Origin of the sequence: Paraburkholderia monticola (assembly GCF_001580545.1) — a bacterium.
Lineage (GTDB): Bacteria > Pseudomonadota > Gammaproteobacteria > Burkholderiales > Burkholderiaceae > Paraburkholderia > Paraburkholderia monticola.
Window position 1 is genome coordinate 248968 of sequence record NZ_LRBG01000003.1, and the last position, 19959, is coordinate 268926.

Annotated in this window: 19 protein-coding genes; 8 read left to right on the forward strand and 11 right to left on the reverse strand. The window is 66.6% G+C overall.

Features of this window, described 5'->3' with window-relative positions:
* Window positions 1-52: 52 nt before the first annotated feature.
* The 11 genes from araG to mpl all read right to left on the reverse strand — a co-directional run bounded on the left by araG (window position 53) and on the right by mpl (window position 12915).
* On the reverse strand, window positions 53-1627 hold the full coding sequence (gene araG / locus CI15_RS04540; RefSeq protein ID WP_062124723.1) for an L-arabinose ABC transporter ATP-binding protein AraG: 1575 nt from the start codon (window positions 1625-1627) through the stop codon (window positions 53-55).
* Window positions 1628-1732: 105 nt separating this feature from the next.
* Window positions 1733-2731: an arabinose ABC transporter substrate-binding protein gene (locus CI15_RS04545; protein WP_062124725.1), complete on the reverse strand. Its 999-nt coding sequence runs from the start codon at window positions 2729-2731 to the stop codon at window positions 1733-1735.
* A gap of 133 nt (window positions 2732-2864) precedes the next feature.
* Complete coding sequence (locus tag CI15_RS04550; protein WP_062124727.1) at window positions 2865-3641, reverse strand: SDR family oxidoreductase; 777 nt, start codon at window positions 3639-3641, stop codon at window positions 2865-2867.
* Entirely contained in the window at window positions 3638-4318 is a 681-nt protein-coding gene (locus CI15_RS04555; RefSeq protein WP_062124730.1) for a 2-dehydro-3-deoxy-6-phosphogalactonate aldolase, read from the reverse strand. Before CI15_RS04555 ends, CI15_RS04550 begins: the two co-directional genes overlap by 4 nt.
* A gap of 45 nt (window positions 4319-4363) precedes the next feature.
* Window positions 4364-5470, reverse strand: coding sequence for a 2-dehydro-3-deoxygalactonokinase (locus CI15_RS04560; RefSeq protein ID WP_062124874.1), 1107 nt, complete (start codon window positions 5468-5470; stop codon window positions 4364-4366).
* Window positions 5467-6495, reverse strand: coding sequence for an IclR family transcriptional regulator (locus tag CI15_RS04565; RefSeq protein ID WP_062124732.1), 1029 nt, complete (start codon window positions 6493-6495; stop codon window positions 5467-5469). The genes CI15_RS04560 and CI15_RS04565 overlap by 4 nt, the downstream gene beginning before the upstream one ends.
* A gap of 378 nt (window positions 6496-6873) precedes the next feature.
* Entirely contained in the window at window positions 6874-7608 is a 735-nt protein-coding gene (gene mtgA / locus CI15_RS04570) for a monofunctional biosynthetic peptidoglycan transglycosylase (RefSeq protein WP_062124734.1), read from the reverse strand.
* A 25-nt stretch (window positions 7609-7633) separates the two neighbouring features.
* The gene (gene aroE / locus CI15_RS04575; RefSeq protein ID WP_062124735.1) at window positions 7634-8497 is read right to left on the reverse strand and encodes a shikimate dehydrogenase; all 864 of its coding nucleotides are present in this window, start codon (window positions 8495-8497) and stop codon (window positions 7634-7636) included.
* A complete protein-coding gene (locus CI15_RS04580; RefSeq protein ID WP_062124737.1) occupies window positions 8494-10608 on the reverse strand; it encodes a ribonuclease catalytic domain-containing protein in 2115 nt (704 codons plus the stop codon). Before CI15_RS04580 ends, aroE begins: the two co-directional genes overlap by 4 nt.
* Before the next feature lie 232 nt (window positions 10609-10840).
* A complete protein-coding gene (locus CI15_RS04585) occupies window positions 10841-11455 on the reverse strand; it encodes a YqiA/YcfP family alpha/beta fold hydrolase (RefSeq protein ID WP_062124739.1) in 615 nt (204 codons plus the stop codon).
* Complete coding sequence (mpl, locus tag CI15_RS04590; protein ID WP_420915846.1) at window positions 11452-12915, reverse strand: UDP-N-acetylmuramate:L-alanyl-gamma-D-glutamyl-meso-diaminopimelate ligase; 1464 nt, start codon at window positions 12913-12915, stop codon at window positions 11452-11454. Before mpl ends, CI15_RS04585 begins: the two co-directional genes overlap by 4 nt.
* Window positions 12916-13035: 120 nt before the next feature.
* Here mpl and CI15_RS04595 point away from each other — a divergent pair, with 120 nt between their 5' ends.
* The 8 genes from CI15_RS04595 to tpx all read left to right on the forward strand — a co-directional run bounded on the left by CI15_RS04595 (window position 13036) and on the right by tpx (window position 19911).
* Complete coding sequence (locus tag CI15_RS04595; protein ID WP_062124743.1) at window positions 13036-13686, forward strand: hypothetical protein; 651 nt, start codon at window positions 13036-13038, stop codon at window positions 13684-13686.
* Between the two features lie 24 nt (window positions 13687-13710).
* On the forward strand, window positions 13711-14286 hold the full coding sequence (locus CI15_RS04600; protein WP_062124745.1) for a TlpA family protein disulfide reductase: 576 nt from the start codon (window positions 13711-13713) through the stop codon (window positions 14284-14286).
* A gap of 208 nt (window positions 14287-14494) precedes the next feature.
* The gene (gene aroQ / locus CI15_RS04605) at window positions 14495-14950 is read left to right on the forward strand and encodes a type II 3-dehydroquinate dehydratase (RefSeq protein WP_062124747.1); all 456 of its coding nucleotides are present in this window, start codon (window positions 14495-14497) and stop codon (window positions 14948-14950) included.
* 79 nt (window positions 14951-15029) lie between these two features.
* Window positions 15030-15500 (forward strand): acetyl-CoA carboxylase biotin carboxyl carrier protein, encoded by a 471-nt coding sequence (gene accB, locus CI15_RS04610; RefSeq protein WP_062124750.1) that lies wholly within the window; start codon window positions 15030-15032, stop codon window positions 15498-15500.
* A gap of 116 nt (window positions 15501-15616) precedes the next feature.
* On the forward strand, window positions 15617-16981 hold the full coding sequence (accC, locus tag CI15_RS04615) for an acetyl-CoA carboxylase biotin carboxylase subunit (protein ID WP_062124752.1): 1365 nt from the start codon (window positions 15617-15619) through the stop codon (window positions 16979-16981).
* 3 nt (window positions 16982-16984) lie between these two features.
* Entirely contained in the window at window positions 16985-17887 is a 903-nt protein-coding gene (gene prmA, locus CI15_RS04620) for a 50S ribosomal protein L11 methyltransferase (RefSeq protein WP_062124753.1), read from the forward strand.
* Window positions 17888-17934: 47 nt separating this feature from the next.
* Window positions 17935-19338, forward strand: coding sequence for a zinc-ribbon and DUF3426 domain-containing protein (locus CI15_RS04625; RefSeq protein WP_062124755.1), 1404 nt, complete (start codon window positions 17935-17937; stop codon window positions 19336-19338).
* 72 nt (window positions 19339-19410) lie between these two features.
* On the forward strand, window positions 19411-19911 hold the full coding sequence (tpx, locus tag CI15_RS04630) for a thiol peroxidase (RefSeq protein ID WP_062124757.1): 501 nt from the start codon (window positions 19411-19413) through the stop codon (window positions 19909-19911).
* The last annotated feature ends 48 nt before the right edge of the window (window positions 19912-19959 follow it).

Consider the following 19959-nt stretch of genomic DNA (forward strand, 5'->3'; position numbering starts at 1 on the left):
TCAATACTCCTCCCCGTTCCCCACGGGTTGCGGACTCACGTCCGGATAAGGTTCAGGCCGCGCGCGACCCGCTCTGGTTGGCGGCGTTCGCGTTCGCATCGGCGTTCGCATTGGCGTTTTCAGGCGGCGCGGTCGAGCTTTGCGGCAGCGCGAGGCCCAGCACCGACTGCTCGCTCGCGTCCTTGCGCGCGAGTTCGCCGGAAATGCGGCCCTGGCGCATCACGACGATCCGATCGGACACGCCGAGCACTTCAGGTAGTTCAGACGAAATCATCACGATCGCGCAGCCGCGCTCGGCGAGCTGATAGATCACGTTATAGATCTCGTGCTTCGCGCCGACGTCGATGCCGCGCGTCGGTTCGTCGAGAATCACGACCTTCAGATCGGGCTCGGCGAGCCAGCGCGACAGAATCGCCTTCTGCTGATTGCCGCCCGACAGGAAGCGGATCTTCTGCCGGCGATGCGGCGTCTTGATCTTCAGCAGCTTGATGAAACGGTCGGCGGTCTGCGCCTCCTTCTTGCGATCGAGAAACACGCCCGCGCGCAGAAAGTGACGGCGGCAGCTGATATTGATGTTCTCCGAGACGCTCGCCATCGCGACGATGCCCTCTTCCTTGCGATCCTCGGGGCACAGCACGATGCCGTGTTTAATCGCCTCGCCCGCGCTGCGCACCTTGATCGGCTTGCCGTCGAGCACCAGTTCGCCGCCCTTACGATGCTCGGCGCCGTACACCAGATGCATCAGCTCGCTGCGGCCCGCGCCGACGAGGCCGAAGAAGCCGACGATCTCGCCGCGCCGTACCTCGAAGCTCGCCGGCTGCGCGAGCGGATGCCCTTCGATCGCTTTCGCCGCGAAGCGCACTTCGCCGAGCGGCCGCGCCGAATAGCTATAGATGTCCGAAATTTCCCGCCCGACCATCTCGCTGACGATCGTGTCGCGCGACACGCCTTCGAGCGTAGGATGCGAGGCGACCTTGCGGCCGTCGCGGAAGATCGTGCACGCGTCGCACAGCTCGTAGATCTCGTCCATGCGGTGCGAGATGTAGATCATCGCGCGGTTGTCGGCGCGCAGATCGCGCACCAGCTTGAACAGCACCTCGGTCTCGCGATGCGACAGCGAGCTGGTCGGCTCGTCGAGCGCGATCACGCGCGCGTTGCGCATCAGCGCCTTGCAGATCTCGACCATCTGCCGCTGCGCGATCGACAGCTTGCGCAGCTTCGCGTTCGGATCGAGCGCGACGCCCATCGCTTCGAGGCGCTCGCGCACGAAGCGCTTCGCCTCGCGCTTGTTGACCCAGCCGAGCGAATTGGGCAGCTGACCGAGCAGCAGATTTTCCGCGACCGTGAGGTCGGGCACGTACTGCAGTTCCTGGTGAATCACCGCGATGCCGGCACCGATCGATGCGGCCGCGCTCGGAAAGCGCACCTCGTTGCCGTCGATCATCATGCGGCCCGAATCGGGCTGATACTCGCCGCCGAGAATTTTCAGCAGCGTCGATTTCCCTGCGCCGTTTTCGCCCATCAGGCCGTGCACCTGGCCGACGTTGACGTCGAAGGACACACCGTCGAGCGCACGCACGCCTGGAAAGACCTTGCCGATATTGTCAAAACGTAGCGTCGCTGACACTTCGCCTCCTCATGCCTCATATGTACCTTGGGCGCGCCGCCCTCCGCGAGATGCGGAGAAAGCGGCGCGCCGGCGGTGTACTTCATGTCACCGCAAGACCCGCGCTTACTTCGACGCGAGGCCCATCTTCTCGCGCACTTCGGCGACGTTGTCGCGCGTCGCCAGCATGCCGCTCGTCAGCGTCAGCAGCGGCGGCTCCTTGCCTTGCGTGATCCACACGTACATCAGGTCCGAGGTTTCTTCGCCGTGGCGCTTCGGGCTGATGATCACGGTGCCGTAGAAGCCAGTCGGCTGCGGCTTCTTGAACTCGTTCAAAGCCGAGTCCGCCCCGCCGATACCGATACCGATCATGTTGTCGGCCTTGAAGCCGCGGCCTTCCGCCGCGCGCACCGCGCCGAGCACACCTTCGTCGTTCAGCGCGTAAGCGACCCAGTGCTTGAACTGCGGGTTCTTGGTCAGCGCGATGTTGGCGGCATTGAACGCGTTTTCCGTGTCGGTCTTCGCTTGCGGCGCGGCGATCACGTTCGCTTTCGGAAAGCCCGCGGCGACCAGCGCGTCGGTTGCGCCGGTGGTGCGGTCATGCGCGGTCGGCAGCTGCTCGTAGGTCACGTCGATCGCGCCGACGTCCTTCATGTCCCAGCCGCGTTTCTTGATTTCAGCCGCCAGGCCGTCACCGACCTGCTTGCCGATGTTGTACGCCGAGATGCCCATATGCGGCACCGACTCGATCGGCTTGCCCGCACCGTCGACGAGGCGGTCGTCGACCGTCATCATCTTCAGGCCGTCGGCCTTCGCCTTCGCGACGATGCCCGGCCCGAGCTTGACGTCGGGCGTGCAGATCACGAAGCCCTGAGCCTTCTGGGCGGCGAGGTTATCGATTGCGCTCATCACCTTCTCGCCCGACGGCGCACCGATCTTCACCAGCGTGAAGCCCTTCTCCTTGGCGGCAATCTCCGCGAACTTCCATTCGTCCTGGAACCACGGCTCTTCCGGCTGTTTCACGAGAAAGCCGATCTTGACCGTATCGGCAGCCTGTACGACCGGCGCGTTGAAGAGCACACCCGTCGCCGCCGCTGCCAGCGTGAGGAAAATTCTTCGTTTCATGATGCGTGTCTCCTGACTAATTGATAACGAGAAGGTATCGGCCGCGTCTTCTTGTACCGGTCTGACACACGCGGCCAGCGCGTCGTCCGGTGTTCGGTGCATGTTGTTGCTCGTGTCTGTTCGCGATGCGAGCTCAGTCGTGATACAGCGCCGAGCGCCCGCCATCGACGGTGATGCAGCTCGCGTTGATGAACGGCGCCTCGTCCGATGCGAGGAACACCGCGGTCATCGCCACCTCCTCCGGGCGGCCGATGCGCTTCATCGGTTGCAGATCGAGCGTCGCCTGCTTCGCGGCGGCCGGATCGGGCTGCTCGTTCCACCAGTCGTGCGTCAATTGCGTCTCGATGTAGCCCGGCGCGATCGCGTTCACCCGCACGTTGCGCGGCGCGTACTCGATCCCGAGCGCGCGCGTGAGGCCGATCACGCCGTGCTTTGCCACCGGGTACGGAAAGCAGCCCGGAATGATCTTGAAGGCGTGCGTCGACGCGATGTTCACGATGCTGCCCGCGCCGCGTTCGACCATGCCCGGCAACACCGCGCGGCAGCCGTTCCACACGCCGTCGAGATCGACCGCGAAGCAGCGCCGCCAGTCGGCGTCGGTCATCGTCAGCGGATCGCAGAACACGTTGATGCCCGCGTTGTTGACGAGGATGTCGAGCGCGCCGAACGCGCTTTCGCCTTCGCTGACCGCGTGCTGCACCGACGCCGCCTGCGTCACGTCGGTCTGCACCGCGAGCGCACGCGCGCCGGTCTGGGCTTCGATCTGCGCGGCCGTGCGCTGCGCCATGTCGAGATCGAGTTCCGCCAGCACGACGGCCGCGCCCTCGCGGGCGAACGCGAGCGCGATCGCCGCGCCGATACCGCGCCCGGCGCCGGTCACGAGAGCGGCTTTGCCGGCGAGCCGGTTCATTTCTTCACGCCCGCGCGAGCGATCCGCAGACCGTTGATGAACGCCTTCGCGTGCGAGGCGGTCACCGCGGCGCTCTGTCCCGGCTTGTACAGCGCCGAGCCGAGCCCGAAGCCGTTCGCGCCGGCGCTGAGAAACGGCCCCATGTTGTCCGGCGTGATGCCGCCGACCGGCACCAGCGGCACCTGCGCGGCGATCACCGCACGCCATGCCTTGACGACCTGGCAGCCGAGCTGCTCGGCGGGGAACATCTTCAGCACGTCCGCGCCGTTCTTCAGCGCGATGAACGCTTCGTTCGGCGTCGCGACGCCCGGCGCGCAGGCGAGGCCACTCGCCTTCGCGGCCCTGACGACTTCCGGATCGCTATGCGGCATCACGACGAGCTCGCCGCCTGCCGCCTTCACGTCGTCGACGAACTGCGGATGCAGCACCGTGCCCGCGCCGACGATCGCGTCGGCCGGCAGCACCTTGCGGATCGCCGCGATGCTGTCGAACGGCTGCGGCGAATTGAGCGGCACCTCGACGATGCGAAAGCCCGCTTCGTACAGGGCCTGACCGTGATCGGCCGCGTCGGCGGGCGTGACGCCGCGCAGGATCGCGATCAACGGACAGGCTTCGAACGCGGCGATCAGACCCGCGTGCGGCATGTACGGTCCGGGCAGATTGATGTGAGGTTGCATGTCGGTTCCTTGTTTCGTGAGCGTCAGGGGCGAGAGTCGCGCCGGTTAGCCTGCGTGCGTCGCATGGGCGGAAGGCTGGACGAGCCCCGCTGCGACGGCGACGCGCCACAGGCCGCGCTCGGTTGCGTGCCTGACCGGTTCCGCGCGCAGACAGCCGAATTGCGCAAGCGCGAGGCGGTAGCGCTCGCACAGCGCGTCGTTGCCGATCAGCCGAAGACTCTGTTGGGCGAGCGAGCTGCCTTGCTGCGCGAGTACCGCTTCGAGGCCGGCGAGCTCATGTCCAATCAGAAGGCCCGACAGATAGTCGGGCTGCGCCTCGCTCGACAGCTCGCCGGTCAAGCCGAGCGTACGTGTGCTGAACACGGTCGCGAGCACGCCGGCCTGGCCCTTCTCGCGCGCGATGTTCACGCCGCGCAGGAACGCTTCGGTATCCGGACGATCGGGGGTGGCCATCGTGCGACCGAGAATCGTATGCTCGCGCAGCGCGGCGAACACCTCGCCGGTCATGAAGGTGTGAAAACGCTCGATGCGCGCTCCCTGCACGACCGCCCACTTCGCATGCGTGCCGGGCAGGCCGATCAACGAACGGGCGTGGCTGTCGGCCGCGTTCGGCTCCTGCGCGCCGTCGGTGTCCGCGCTGAGCGCGCCGAAAATTTGCGTCTCCTCGCCGCGCATCACGTTGGGCAGCTCGCCGCGTTGCAGCACGCCCGGCACGATATGCAGCGTCGCGCCCGATGCGGTCTCGACGCGCACGATGCCGGCCACCAACGCATCGGCGTTTGCGGGCGTTTCGACATACGGCGCCTCGAGCCAGCCCTGTGCGCTGCCGACCATCCCCGCGGCGATTACCGGCACGCCGCGCGCCTGGTCGAGCCAGGCGCCGCAGGCGTCGTCGAACGCGGCGTCGAAGCCGCCCTCGGCCGCGCTGCGCGGCAGATTCATGATGCCGGCCGCCGATGCGCGCGTCGCCAGCACGTGGCCGTGCGCGTCGAACAGATAGGCGCGCAGCGATGTCGTGCCCCAGTCGAGCGCGATCAGCGCGGCGTTGGCGAAGTCGACGGCGGCGACGTCGGGGGCGCCGGTCGTCACGCCCGTATCGGGCGCGGCGGCCGTCTGGTGGTTCGCCAGCGTGGCGGTGCCCGCTTGTTTCATCGCTTGATCCTGCGCGTGGCCGGTTGCGGAGCGCGCCAACCGAGTTCTTCCGAGATCGCGCGCGCCTCGCGCTGCACGATCGGAATCAGTTCGTCCATCCGTTCGAGCGGCATATACGGAATCGTGCTCGCCACCGACAGCGCCGCGACGATCGCGCCCGACGCGTCGCGCACCGGCGCCGCGACGCAGCGGATCGCCGCTTCGTTCTCCTCGAGATCGAACGTGTAGCCGCCGGCCGCGTAGCTGGTCATGCGTTGCAGGAAGGTCGGCGCGTCGGGGCGGTTGTCCGGCTTGAAACTCACGCCGGCGAGCGCGCGGCGCGACGCGTCGAACAGCGACTGCCATGCATCCGGCCCAAGGTCGAGCATCATCGCCTTGCCGATGCCGGTCGACGCGAGCGGCATCCGGTGACCGACCCGCGAGCGCATTTCGAGGCCACGCGTGCCGGGGATCTTGTCGATGTACAGCACGTCGTCGCCGTCGCGCACGCCGAGATGGATCGTGTCGAGCGTCTGCTCGGCCAGCGACTCCAGATGCGGACGCGCGACGGCCGTGAGCGGCATCTGTTCGAGCGCGATCGTGCCGAGCTCGATCAGCTTCGGCCCGAGCAGATAGCCGCCCTGCACCTGACGCAGATAGCGCGCCTGCACGAGGCTGCTGACGAGCCGGTGGGTGGTGCTGCGAGTCGTGCCGAGCGCGGCGCCGAAGCTGCGCAGATCGCGCACGCCGGCCGCGGCCGCCTCGAGAATCGCGAGGCCGCGCAACAGCGTCTGCGTGCCGGCCTGCTGCGGCGTGATTTCCAGCAGCGTGACCGGCAGCCCGAGCCCGTCGACGGTCGCCGCGCGCGCCACCGGACGCGACGTCCTTGCGGTAGCGGACGCATTGGCGGCGGCATGGGTGGGGTTGGCTGAGGTCTCGCGCGACGTCGGCTTCAGCGCGGAATTCGACGCGCTGTCCGGGCCGCCGTTCGACCCCTGCGCGACCTCGGCCGCGCTGGCGGCGTGAGTGGGCATCGCTTTGTTCATGGCGATTCGCTTTCGGATGATTTCTGCGCCTGGCGCGCGGGCCCGGAGAACAGGGCGGGAATGTCTGCGGCGGCGCTGCTAGCGACGGCGCGTTCGCGCGGCCGCTGGGTTCGGCTGCCAGACATGGTTGGCCTCGTCTCCGGTTTTTTCTGTCGCTGTTCGCTGGGTCTCGCTCTGGGCGCGGACTTCGCGATGCATGTTGGCTTGGATTGTAGGGCGACTTTCGAGAATCACCAATATGTGAATGTTGAGTCCATATAATGAGATTTTAGTAGCCAAACACGTGTTTAGCAGAGGGTTGCGCGCCTGACCGAAGACGCAAAAAAGCCCGCGTAAGGCGGGCTTTGGAGCGGGAAAACCGGAGAAATCGAGGTTTTTTCAATCGGGCAATTCGGCGGCACCCATACGCCGCGCGATCACGCGCGCGCGCTGCGCGAGGTACGCCGAATTCCTGTGTTCGTCGAAATATTTGGGGCGCGGCAGCATCACCGCGAGCCGCGCCGACTGCGCGGCCGTGAGCTTGCTCGCCGAGGTCTTGAAGTAATACTGCGCGGCCGCCTCGGCGCCGTACACGCCGTTGCCCCATTCGACCGAGTTCAGATAGATCTCGAAGATGCGCTGCTTGTCCATCAGCGTTTCGAGCATCCACGTGATGATCAGCTCCTGGCCCTTGCGGATATAGCTCTTCTCGCGCGACAGAAACAGGTTGCGCGCGAGCTGCTGCGAGATCGTCGAGCCGCCGCGCACGATCCGTCCCTGCGCCTTGTTGCGCTCCCAGGCTTGCAGGATCGCGTCGGTTTCGTAGCCTTTGTTGTTGACGAAGTTCGCGTCCTCGGACGCGATGATCGCGCGCTTCAGGTTGCGCGAAATCTGGTCGTACGGCACCCACGTGCGCTGTATCGACAGATCCGGCCGATCCTGCGAAAGACGCCACGCGTCCGAGCGCATGAACGCAGTCGAGCGCGGATTGACGACATTCCAGATCGCGATCTGCGCGAAGTAGAACGCCTGCGTGGCAAGCCACGCGATCACCACGACCGTGATCAGATATGCGAGCCAGCGCAGCGCGCCCGCCTGACCGCGCGGACCGCCGGTGCGCTGCGTCGCTGTCATGGTGCGTGCCGTCCGCGCGCTGACGTTATGCGGGCGACGGCGCCGACAGCAGCGCGCGCAACTCGGCGAGCACCGGCGCGCCGTCCGGACGCGCGCCGCGCCACACGTAGAACGATTCGGCGGCCTGCTCGACCAGCATGCCGAGGCCGTCGGCGCCACGCGCGCCGAGCTTTGCCGCGTGCTGCATGAAGACGGTCGGATGGGCGCTGTACATCATGTCGTAGGCGAGCGTGCCGTTGCCGAAGGCGCGGTCGTCGCACTCCGGCAACGCGGCCTCGAGGCTGCCCGCGGTCGCATTGACGATCACGTCGTACTGGCCTGCCTCGATCGCGCGGGCGCTGCCGCCGACGAGCCGGCAGTGCGCGTCGCTCGCGGCTTGCGCGAACTGCTCGACCAGCGCCTCGGCCTTCTGCGCCGTGCGGTTCACGATGGTCAGCGTATGCGGCGCACGGTCGAGCATCGGCAGCACGACGCCACGCGCGGCGCCGCCCGCGCCGAGCAGCAGGATGCGCGCGCCCTTCAGCGGCACGCCGAGATTCACCTCGATGTCGCGCACGAGGCCGAAGCCATCCGTGTTGTCGCCGTAGATGCCGTCGGCGTCCACCCGCAACGTGTTCACCGCGCCGGCCGCCGCCGCGCGCGGCGACAGCGTGTTGGCGAACGCATGCGCGTCGAGCTTGAACGGCACCGTCACGTTCAGGCCGCGCCCGCCCGCTTCGATAAACGCGCGCACGTGCGGCACGAACGCGTCGACCGGCGCGAGCAGATGGCCGTACTCGACCGGCTCGCCGGTTTGCGCCGCGAAGCGCGCGTGGATGAACGGCGACTTGCTATGACCGACCGGATTGCCGATGACCGCATAGCGGTCGCGTGCTTCGTTGCTGCTCATCGTCCCGGCTCCGTGATGTTTTGATCGGTGTCGGCGGTGTTGGGGGCGTCGTTGCCGTCGCCGCCTGCCGCGGATTCGTCGCCGCCGGCGGTGTCGGCTTCCGCCTCGGCTTCCGCTTCGCTTTCGGCGCTGGCGTCGGCCGCGTCGAGCAGTTCCTCTTCGCCCTCGTCCTCGCCTTCTTCCGCTTCGGCGCCGCTCGTCACGGTCGGCGCATCGAGCACATGCAGCAAACGCACCGACGCTTCGATCGTCAGTTCATCGATCGACATCACTTCCATCTGCAAGCGCGTACCGCGCGCATGCACGCCGAGCCCCGGCACGTGCAGCAGCAGCGGAATTTCTTCCAGACGCACGAGATCGCCCTTCACGACCGACGCCACCACCTGCTTGCGGTTTTCCTGCGTGAGCCAGCGCAGACACCAGAAGTACTCCATGCGGCGCTGATAGTCGGCGTAAGCGGTGTAGGTGTCGTCGAAGCCCTGCACGACCGCGAACAGATCGGCGTCCTTCGGCTTGAACGGCGCGGCGAGCTTCGCGGTCACGCCGTGCTGCACGCACGCGATCAGCTGCCACTGATTCACGAGGTCGACGTAGCGGCGCAGCGGCGACGTGCTCCACGCGTACTGCGTAACGCCGAGCCCTTCGTGCGGCGCCGCGTTGGTCTGCATGCGCGTGCGCTTCGGGCCGCTGGGCGCGCCAAACGCGCGCTGCGTGCGATAGATGCCCGGCACACCGTGATCGTGCAGGAACGCGCCCCACGACGAATTCGCGAGAATCGCCAGCTCGGCGACGATCGTGTCGAGCGGCGAGCCGCGCCGGCGCGGCGTGATCGTGATGTGCTCGCCTTCGACGTAGAAATTGAAGTCGGTATTGCGCTGCACTTCGCGGCGCAGGCCGTAGCCGGCGCGCGCGGTCTGGCGCTTTTCGAACAGCGCCTGGGCGAACGGCCACAGCACGGCGATATCGTCCTTGTGCGGATACTCTCCGCTGCCTTCGGCGAGCGCTGCTTCGGTGACGACTTCGTCGAGCGTGTTGTGGCGCAGGTTGTTCTTCACGAACACGCGCTCGGCGCGCGTCTCGCTCGCGACGATTTCCTGCGTTTCGCGATTGATGATCACGTACAGCGACAGCGCCGGGCGATACCCGCCCTCGGCGAGCGTGAACGTGTCGACGACGCTGTCGGGCAGCATCGTAATCTTGTCGCCGGGCATGTAGACCGTCGACAAACGCGCGCGCGCGATCGCGTCGACGTCATCGCCACGCTGGATGCCAAGCGCCGGCGCGGCGATGTGCACACCGATGCGCACGCGACCGTCGGCCAGATGCTCGACCGAGAACGCGTCGTCGATTTCGGTCGTGGTGATGTCGTCGATCGAGAATGCCTCGACGTCGGCCTGCGGCAGATCGTCGGGCACGTTCGCGGCCGCGACCGACGGGAAGCCGGTGCCATGCGGGAAGAACTCGGACAGGAACTTCGCCTCGTGCAGCGCGCGCGGCGACGCGATCGCGCCGCATTCGAGCATCAGCCGGGCCTGCGAGATGCCGCGCGCGGCCGCGGCGGCTTCGAGCGCCTTGTACTCGATCGTGTTCTTGTCGGGCTTCGTCAGCAATGCGAGCCCCTTGCCGCCCGCGAACGCGTCCGGCAGACGGCCTTCCTTCAGCTCTTCCTCGTACTGTGCCTGCACGAGCGCCTGCTGACGCTTGCGCTCGAGGCCCGCGAGCGCCATTTTCAGCTGCTCCTGCGGCGCGCGCTGGTACATGCCGCGGCCCTTGCGACGGAAGTACACCGGCGCGCCATGCATGCGCAGCACCAGCGCCGCGCGCTCGATCGCACCGAAGCTCTGGCCGAAGTACTCGGCGCCCAGCGTCGCGAACGGGAATTCCTCGTCCGGCGCGCACTCCCACAGGAAGTCGAGATCGATGTCCTGCGCGAGCGCGTCAGCCTGCTGCATCAGTTCGGCCGCGGTGGGCTTCTCGAACTCGATCAGCACATCCTTCGCGCGCACCTTCGCGCGCCGCCCGCCCGGCAACTCGACCTGAAATGCGTCGCCCTGGCGCGACAGCACGCTGCCGGCCTTGAAACTGCCCGATTCCTCGAAGAAAACGTTCACTCAATACTCTCGTTCTGACTTGCATCTGCCGGCGCGCCCGACGCCCAATGGCGATCGATCACTGCATGCGCGGCACGGCAACCTGTTCGTGATAAGAATCCGCGGCGCGCACTGCGCGCGCCGGCGCGGGTTGAAACTTGCGAATCTTGCGACCTGCGGTGGCGGTCGGTGTGTCTTTCTGACGTCCTTGCAGGGAGGGTGCAGCTAGTGGTGCCGCCGCCCTTGCGCGTCGTCAGACCGTCGCGCGCGGTGCCGGCGGCTCGACGTGTTCGGCGTCGCAAAACGCCAGCACGTCGTCGAGATACTGCGCGAACTCGCTGATCGCGTGGTCGCTGCCTTCGATCAGCGTCGTGCGCGCGCCCGGATAGTGCGCGAGCATCTCGCGGTAGTCGAGCACCTCGTCGCCGGTGGCTGCCATCAAATAATAGCGTTCGGGCCGCGTGATCGATGCGACCCCGAGCGCGCGTAATTCATCCAGATGATGCGGCTCGACCACGATGCTACCGCCGCCGTGCCACAACGGCTGCTCGCCGAGATACGCGCTCAGATCGCGCTGCGGCACGACCGCCGGGTTCAGCAGCACGGCCGGCCAGCCGTGCTTCTCGGCCAGATGGGTGGCGAAGTAGCCGCCGAGCGAGCTGCCGATCACCGTCACCTGCTGCGCACCGCCCTTCGCGCGAGCCTCGGCCACCCGCGCTTCGGCGAGCGCGATCGTCTCGAGCGGCGAGACCGGCAGCATCGGGCAGCACCATTCGTCGGCGCGGCCGAGTTCGGCAAGACGCGCCGCCAGCAGGCGCGCCTTGAACGAATTCGGCGACGACCGGAAACCGTGCAGATAGAGAATCACGACGCGCCTCGCGCCGAAAGACCGTCGAGCAGCTTCTGATGCACGCCGCCGAAGCCGCCGTTGCTCATCACCAGAATCTGGTCGCCGGGGCGCGCCGCGTGGACCACGGCCTTCACTAGCGCGTCGAGGTTGTCGAACGCCTGCGCCTTGCCGTCGAGCGGCGCGAGCGCCTCGCCGAGGTTCCAGCCGAGCGCGTCGCGCCCGCTCGGCGCGCCGTAGCCGAACACGAGGTCGGCGTCGGCGAGGCTCGCGGGCAGTTGCGCCTTCATGACGCCGAGCTTCATCGTGTTCGAGCGCGGTTCGAGCACCGCGAGAATGCGCGTGTTGTCACGGCCGACGCGCGCGCGCAGCCCGGCCACCGTCGTTTCGATCGCGGTGGGGTGATGGGCGAAGTCGTCGTACACGGTCACGCCGTCGACGCTGCCGCGCACTTCCATGCGGCGCTTCACGTTGCGAAAGCCGGACAGCGACTTCGCGGCCTGCGCGGGCGGCACGCCGACGTGGCGCGCGGCGGCGATCGCGGCGAGCGCGTTCATACGGTTGTGCTCACCCTGCACCTGCCAGGCGACCACGCCGACGCGCTCGCCGTCGTGATAGACGGCGAAGCGTTCGTCGACGGGCACGCCTTGCTCGGCCGGTTGAATCTCCCAGCCGCCCTGCACGCCAAAGCGTTCGACCTCGCTCCAGCAGCCGCGCGTTAGCACGCGCTCGAGCGCGTCCTCGCGGCCGTTCGTGACGACTCGGCCGAGGCGCGGCACCGTACGGATCAGATGATGGAACTGGGTTTCGATCGCGGCGAGATCGGGGAAGATGTCGGCGTGATCGAATTCGAGATTGTTCAGCACGGCCGTTTTCGGGCGGTAATGGACGAACTTCGAACGTTTGTCGAAGAACGCGGTGTCGTATTCGTCGGCTTCGATCACGAAGAAGCTCGAATCCGTGAGCCGCGCCGATACGCCGAAATTCAGCGGCACGCCGCCGATCAGGAAGCCGGGGTTCAGTCCCGCGTCTTCGAGCAGCCAGGTGAGCATCGAGCTCGTGGTGGTCTTGCCGTGCGTGCCGGCCACCGCCAGCACCCACTTGCCGTTCAGCACGTGCTCGCCGAGCCATTGCGGACCGGACACATACGGCAGACCGCGGTCGAGAATCGCTTCCATCAGCGGGTTGCCGCGCGTGACCACGTTGCCGATCACGAACAGATCCGCGTTCAGGCCGTTCAGCTGGTCCGCGTCGTAACCCTCGATCAGACCAATGCCTTGCGCCTCGAGCTGCGTGCTCATCGGCGGATAGACGCCGGCGTCGCAGCCGGTCACCGTGTGGCCCGCGTTGCGCGCGAGCACCGCGAGTCCGCCCATGAAGGTGCCGCAGATGCCGAGGATGTGGATGTGCATAAGCCTGTCGTGCCGCGCGGGCGTTTTTTGCGAGGGATGGGAGAGCCGCAGGAGGGCCGGAACGGCCATCTGCAAAGGACGCCTATTGTAACCGACGCGGCGCGCGCTGCTCCCCGCCAGCCACGCCCGGCGCCACCCGCTCCGGGGCGCCGAACCGCGTCGCCAGGGCCGATCGAGTATCATGCAAGGATGGTCCGCAAATCACATTTCGATCCGCAGCGCGTGCGCGAGGAAATCGCGATCGCGGCTGCACGCCTGATTGCCGAAGACGGCCTGGACTACGCCAGCGCGAAGCGCAAAGCGGCCCGGCAGGTCATCGGCGAGACCCGTATTGCCGGCGAATGGCTGCCGGACAACGATCAGATCGAAGAAGAGATCCGCGAATACCAGGCGCTGTTCCAGGGCGACAGCCAGCCGGCGCTGCTGCGGCGCTTGCGGGTGATCGCGGTCGACTGGATGGAGCGGCTCGCGCCGTTCAATCCATATCTAACGGGCGCGGTGCTCGGCGGCACGGCCGGCGAACATTCGGATGTCCATCTGCAGGTGTTTTGCGACAACCCGAAGGAAGTCGCGATCTACCTGCTCAATGCGAACATCCAGTACGACGTGTCGGAAACACGGCACTTCGCGGGTCGCGGCTATGTGGAGACGCTGAGCTTCCTGTGGCGCCCCGCGGACGAACGCGGCGCGGAGCCGGTCGGCATCCACCTCGCGCTGTACGAAACCGACGACCTGCGCGGCGCGGTACGCGCCGACGCGCGCGGTCGCACGGCGCGAGCCAATTTGCAGGCGGTGCAGGCGCTGCTCGACGGCGACCCAGTGCCGTCCTTCACCAATTGAACTGAACAGACAGAACAGAGCACGATGAACACAAGACGTATGCTGGCGGGCGCGGTCGTCGCGCTGGTCGCCGCGGGCGGCGGGGTGCTGGCCAATCACTGGTTCAATCGCGATAGCGAGGTCGCGTACGCGGCGCAGGCCGGTGCGCAAGCCGGCTCACAGTCCGATCCGCATGCGACGAACCCCGTCCAGCAACTATGGGCCGCGCCGGTTACGAACGTCGACGGCAAGCCGCAGTCGCTGAGCCTGCTCAAGGGCCGCCCGATCGTCGTCAACTTCTGGGCCTCCTGGTGCGGTCCGTGCGTCGAAGAAATGCCGGCGCTGTCGCAGATCCAGCGCGAGTATGCAAAGAAAGGCATCCAGTTCGTCGGCCTCGGCGTCGACTCGGAAAAGAACATCCAGACCTTCCTGCAGAAGGTCAAGGTCGCCTACCCGATCTACGTGACCGGCTTCGGCGGCGCCGACCTCGCCCGCGCATTCGGCAACAACGCGGGCGGACTGCCGTTTACCGTCGTGATCGACGCAAAAGGCAACATTCGCTCGACAAAATTGGGCCAGATCGACCCCGCGGCCCTGCGTCAGACGCTCAATGCGCTGTAAATTTCCCGATTTCCGGGACTGTGCTATTTGGCATCCGATTCCGTGCAGAACGAGCAAAAATGCGCGAATAATTCCCGAATTTGAGTGAAGTTGGGCCCACGGCCGCGCCGCCGCCCGCGCCAGCCGACGCCCCGTACGCGCGCGAAACTAGACAAGTTTCTCTAATCAGCGCTAAAGTTCGCGCAATTCCACGGAAAAAGAAGCGACCATGACGCGACTGCTGGTACTGCACGGCCCCAACCTCAATCTTCTCGGCACCCGGGAACCCGAGGTCTACGGTCGCGTGACCCTGCCGCAGATCGATCAGGCGCTGGCGGATCGCGCAGCCGACGCAGACGTCGAGCTTGCGTCGTTCCAGAGTAATCATGAAGGCGCGCTGGTCGACCGTATTCAGGCCGCCCGCACCGAGAAAACCGATTTCATCCTGATCAATCCCGCCGCGTACACGCACACGAGCGTGGCCATTCGGGACGCACTAGCGGGGGTCGGCATCCCGTTCGTCGAGATTCATCTGTCGAACGTGCATCGTCGCGAACCGTTCAGGCATCACTCGTATTTCTCCGACCAGGCTGAGGGCGTCATCTGCGGCCTCGGCTGGAAGGGGTATCTGTACGCGCTCGAATTCGCGCTCGACCGGCTCGCGGCCGGCTCGTCGCGCGGCTGAATCCAAACACGTCCAATTTGAGCCGGCTACTGCACGCTTGCACGCGCCGGCACACTACGCATTGAAAAGGGGCACCCTGATGGATCTACGTAAACTCAAAACTCTGATCGACCTCGTCTCGGAGTCCGGTATTTCCGAACTCGAAGTGACCGAGGGCGAAGGCAAGGTCCGCATCGTCAAGAATGCGCCGCCGGTTTACGTCCAGCAGTCCCCCTCGTACGCCGCACCGCAATTCCCGCAGGCCGCACCGGTAGGCGCGGTCGAAGCACCGGCCGCTGCGGGTGCTCCGGCCACGCCGGCCGCCGTCGCGCCGCAGGGTCACGTGGTGACCTCGCCGATGGTCGGCACGTTCTACCGCGCACCGTCGCCGGGCGCCGATCCGTTCGTCCAGGTCGGCGACACGGTCAAGGAAGGCCAGACCATCTGCATCATCGAAGCGATGAAGCTGCTCAACGAGATCGAGTCGGACAAGTCCGGCGTGGTCAAGGAAATCCTCGTCGAAAACGGCCAGGCGGTCGAGTACGGCCAACCGCTGTTCGTGGTCGGCTAACGCGGCACGCACTATCCGCCGCCCGCGCGCCGCTCTTCCCGAGGCGCGCGACCGATCCTCTGCGGCAGCCGACGTCGTGACCGACCCGGCGCCCATTGATGAGTCGAAAACCCGCTATGTTTGAAAAAATCCTCATTGCCAACCGTGGCGAGATCGCGCTTCGTATCCAGCGCGCCTGCCGCGAACTCGGCGTCAAGACGGTCGTCGTCTATTCGGAAGCCGACAAGGAAGCCAAGTACGTGAAGCTCGCCGACGAGGCGGTCTGCATCGGCCCGGCACCGTCGAATCTGAGCTATCTGAACATGCCTGCGCTGATCAGCGCGGCCGAAGTCACCGACGCCGAAGCGATTCACCCCGGCTACGGCTTCCTGTCAGAGAACGCCGACTTCGCCGAGCGCGTCGAGCAGTCCGGCTTCACCTTCATCGGCCCGCGTCCGGAAACGATCCGCATGATGGGCGACAAGGTCACGGCGAAGCAGACCATGATCAAGACCGGCGTGCCTTGCGTGCCGGGTTCGGAAGGCGCTCTGCCGGACGATCCGAAGGAGATCGTGAAGATCGCCCGCCAGGTCGGCTATCCGGTCATCATCAAGGCTGCTGGAGGCGGCGGTGGCCGCGGCATGCGCGTGGTGCACACGGAAGCGGCGTTGGTCAACGCGGTCAACATGACACGTGAAGAAGCCGGCCGTGCGTTCGGCAACCCGCAGGTCTACATGGAGAAATTCCTGGAGAACCCGCGGCACATCGAAATCCAGGTGCTGGCCGATTCGTTCAAGAACGCCGTGTGGCTGGGCGAACGCGACTGCTCGATGCAGCGTCGTCACCAGAAGGTGATCGAGGAAGCGCCGGCGCCGGGCATCGCGCGTCGTCTGATCGACCGCATCGGCGATCGTTGTGCGGACGCATGCAAGAAGATGGGTTACCTCGGCGCGGGCACCTTCGAGTTCCTGTATGAAAACGGCGAGTTCTACTTCATCGAGATGAACACGCGCGTGCAGGTCGAGCACCCGGTGACCGAGCTGATCACGGGCGTCGACATCGTGCAGGAACAGATCCGCATCGCGGCGGGCGAAAAGCTTGCGTTCCGTCAACGCGACATCGTGTTCAAGGGCCATGCGATCGAATGCCGGATCAACGCTGAAGATCCGTTCAAGTTCACGCCGTCGCCGGGACGCCTGACCTCGTGGCACATGCCGGGCGGTCCCGGCATCCGGGTCGATTCGCACGCGTACAACGGCTATTTCGTGCCGCCGAACTATGATTCGATGATCGGCAAGCTGATCGCTTACGGCGCGACGCGCGAACAGGCGATCAAGCGGATGCGCATCGCGCTGTCGGAAATGGTGGTCGAAGGCATTCAGACCAACATCCCGCTGCACCGTGAGCTGATGCTCGACGCGAAGTTCGTCGAAGGCGGCACCAGCATTCACTACCTCGAAAACCGGCTGGCTGCGCGTCAGCAGGTTGCGGAAGAAGCGTAAGTCATGAGCTATCGGGAACTGGTCGCCGAACTGGCACGCGAGCACGCGGAGGAGTTGTCCGACGCGCTGCTCGAGTTGGGCGCGCTGTCGGTATCGGTCGAAGACGCCGACGCCGACACGCCCGACGAACAGCCGTTGTTCGGCGAGCCCGGTCTGACGCCGGATCGCACGGCGTGGCAGCACTCGCGCGTGATCGCGCTGCTCGCGCCGGAACACGATCCGGCCGTGCTGCTGACCGCCGCGGCCAACGAAATCGGACTCGAAGCCGCGCCGGCCTACACCGTGCGCGAGGTCGAGGAGCAGGACTGGGTGCGGCTCACGCAGTCGCAGTTCGATCCGATCCAGATCGGCGAGCGCATCTGGGTCGTGCCGTCGTGGCACGACGCGCCGGACCCCGACGCGCTCGTGCTCGAACTCGATCCGGGCCTCGCGTTCGGCACCGGCAGCCACCCCACCACGCGACTGTGCATGGAGTGGATCGAGCAGTCGGTCAAGGCCGGCCAGTCCGTGCTCGACTACGGCTGCGGCTCGGGCATCCTCGCGATTCTCGCGAAGAAGTGCGGCGCCGATCCGGTGATCGGCATCGACATCGATCCGCAGGCGGTCGAATCGGCGCGTCACAATAGCGAGCGCAATCGCGCCGAGGTCACCTATGGCCTGCCCGACGCCTGTCCGGCCGGCGAGTTCGACGTCGTGGTCGCGAACATCCTGTCCAATCCGCTGAAGCTGATGGCGTCGATGCTGTCGTCGAAGGTGAAGCCGGGTGGACGCATCGCGCTGTCGGGCATTCTCGCGCGCCAGGCCGACCAAGTCGCGCAGGTCTACGCGCGCTGGATCGATATCAGCGTGTGGCGCGAGCATGAGGGCTGGGTGTGCCTCGCCGGAACACGCCGCGAAACCAATTAGAATAAGGCGTATTGTCACCCCAACGGCCTCAGGCTCAACGGCTCGATATGCACCTGGCGACGCGCTGCCCCTTCTGCGAAACTGTCTTCCGTCTGCAACCGGCGCAGCTTGCGCAGCGCCGCGGCCTCGTGCGTTGCGGGCATTGCCAGGAAGTCTTCGACGCGTCGAGCAGTCTGTTCGACGTCGCCGAAGGCGGTGATTTTTCCACGGCCAAACCGGTTGCCGCCGCGGCGGCGATCGAAGCGCTGTCGGGTGTGCGGCAACCGAGTCCCGACTTCAGCGGCGTCGCGATGGACCTGTGGGCGCCGGCTTCGGACCACGTGCCCACCAGCAGTTCCAGCAGCACGCTCGATAGCCGTTTGCGCGACCACGCCAACAGCATGGAGCTTGGGCCGCTGCCGCTCGGCCGCAACGAGCACGCCTCCGTCACGCGAGGCACCCCGCATCAGGCGAGCGAGCCCGAATTGCGCGCCGGCGGTTTCACCGCGCCGCTGCCCGCGGACGATGAACCGACGCTTGCCGACGCGCCGCTCGAACCATTTGCCTATCCCGCTGACGATGAGGTCGATGAAGCGCCTGTCGTCCCGCCCGCGGCGCGTCCCGCCGCGCCGCCCGCCCCACCGCCGTTCGAAGACGAAGCGCCGCGCGTGTGGCGCAAGACCGAACGCTCCGAGCCGTCCACGCTCGATGAACCCGCGCTGCGCGAACCCGCGAGTCTGCATGGCGTGGCCGACAACGAACCGCGCTTTGGCGCGGCCGGCTTAGGCGCGGCCGGCTTCGGCGCGGCCGCAGGCCTGGGTGCAGCGGGTGCAGCGAGTGCTGCCGGTACCGGCGGACCCGGCGGCCCGCGCCCGCCGGGCGGCCCATCGCCAGCCGGATCGAGCGGCGAGCCGTTCTCGGTCAACCCTCCCGTCGGCGACGGCGGCGATCCTTTTACGGTCATGCGCGAAACCCGCCCCGCGGAAGCCGGACGCGTCGGCTGGATCGTGGCTGGCGTGGTGCTCGCCGCGCTGCTCGTCATTGCACTGCTCGCGCAACTCGCGTGGTGGCAGCGCGAGACCGTGATGATCAACCTGCCGCGCTCGCAGATTCTCTACGCGCAGGCCTGCGCGCATCTCGGCTGCCAGCTGACGCCGCCGCACGACATCGAGGGATTGCTCGTCGAGCCGTCCGATCTGCGGCAGATCGACGGCCCGCACAAGCTCGAGCTGAAGATGCCGCTGCACAACCGCCTGAACATCGCGCTCGCCTACCCCGCAATCGAACTCACGCTGCTCGACGATCAGAACAACGTCGCCGTGCGGCGCGTGCTGTGGCCGCAGGATTATGTGCCGCCCGGCACCGTGATCGCGAACGGCCTGCCCGCGCACGCAACCCAGACGATGATCGTGCACCTCGACACCGGCACGGCGATCGCCTCCAATTTCCGCGTACAGATTTTTTATCCGTAACGCACCCTCGCGCGCCCGCCCCCGAGCGGGCGCATCATTGTCGTCACTGACGCACTTTTCGGAGCACAACACATGAGTCAAGTCACGCTGGGTGGCAACCCGATCGAAGTAAGCGGCACGTTCCCGTCGGTCGGCCAGCAGGCCGCCGCGTTCTCGCTGGTCGGCCGCGACCTGAAGCCGCTGACGCTCGCCGATTTCGCCGGCAAGCGCAAGGTGCTCAATATCGTCCCGAGTCTCGACACGCCGACCTGCGCAACGTCGACCCGCAAGTTCAACGAAGCCGCCGCGAAGCTCACCAACACGGCCGTGATCGTCGTCTCGGGCGACCTGCCGTTCGCGGCGTCGCGCTTCTGCACGACCGAAGGCATCGAGAACGTGGTGACGGCCTCGACGTTCCGCGGCCATGAATTCGCCAAGGCGTACGGCGTCGACGTGACGAGCGGTCCGCTGACCGGCCTGACCGCACGCGCGGTCGTCGTGATCGACGAGAACGACAAGGTCGTGCACGCCGAACTGGTCGGCGAAATCAAGAACGAGCCGAACTACGACGCAGCGCTCGCCGCGCTGAAGTAAGCCCTCTCGCGCGCGAACGACGGCACTGCGCGCGGTGCTGTCGTCGCC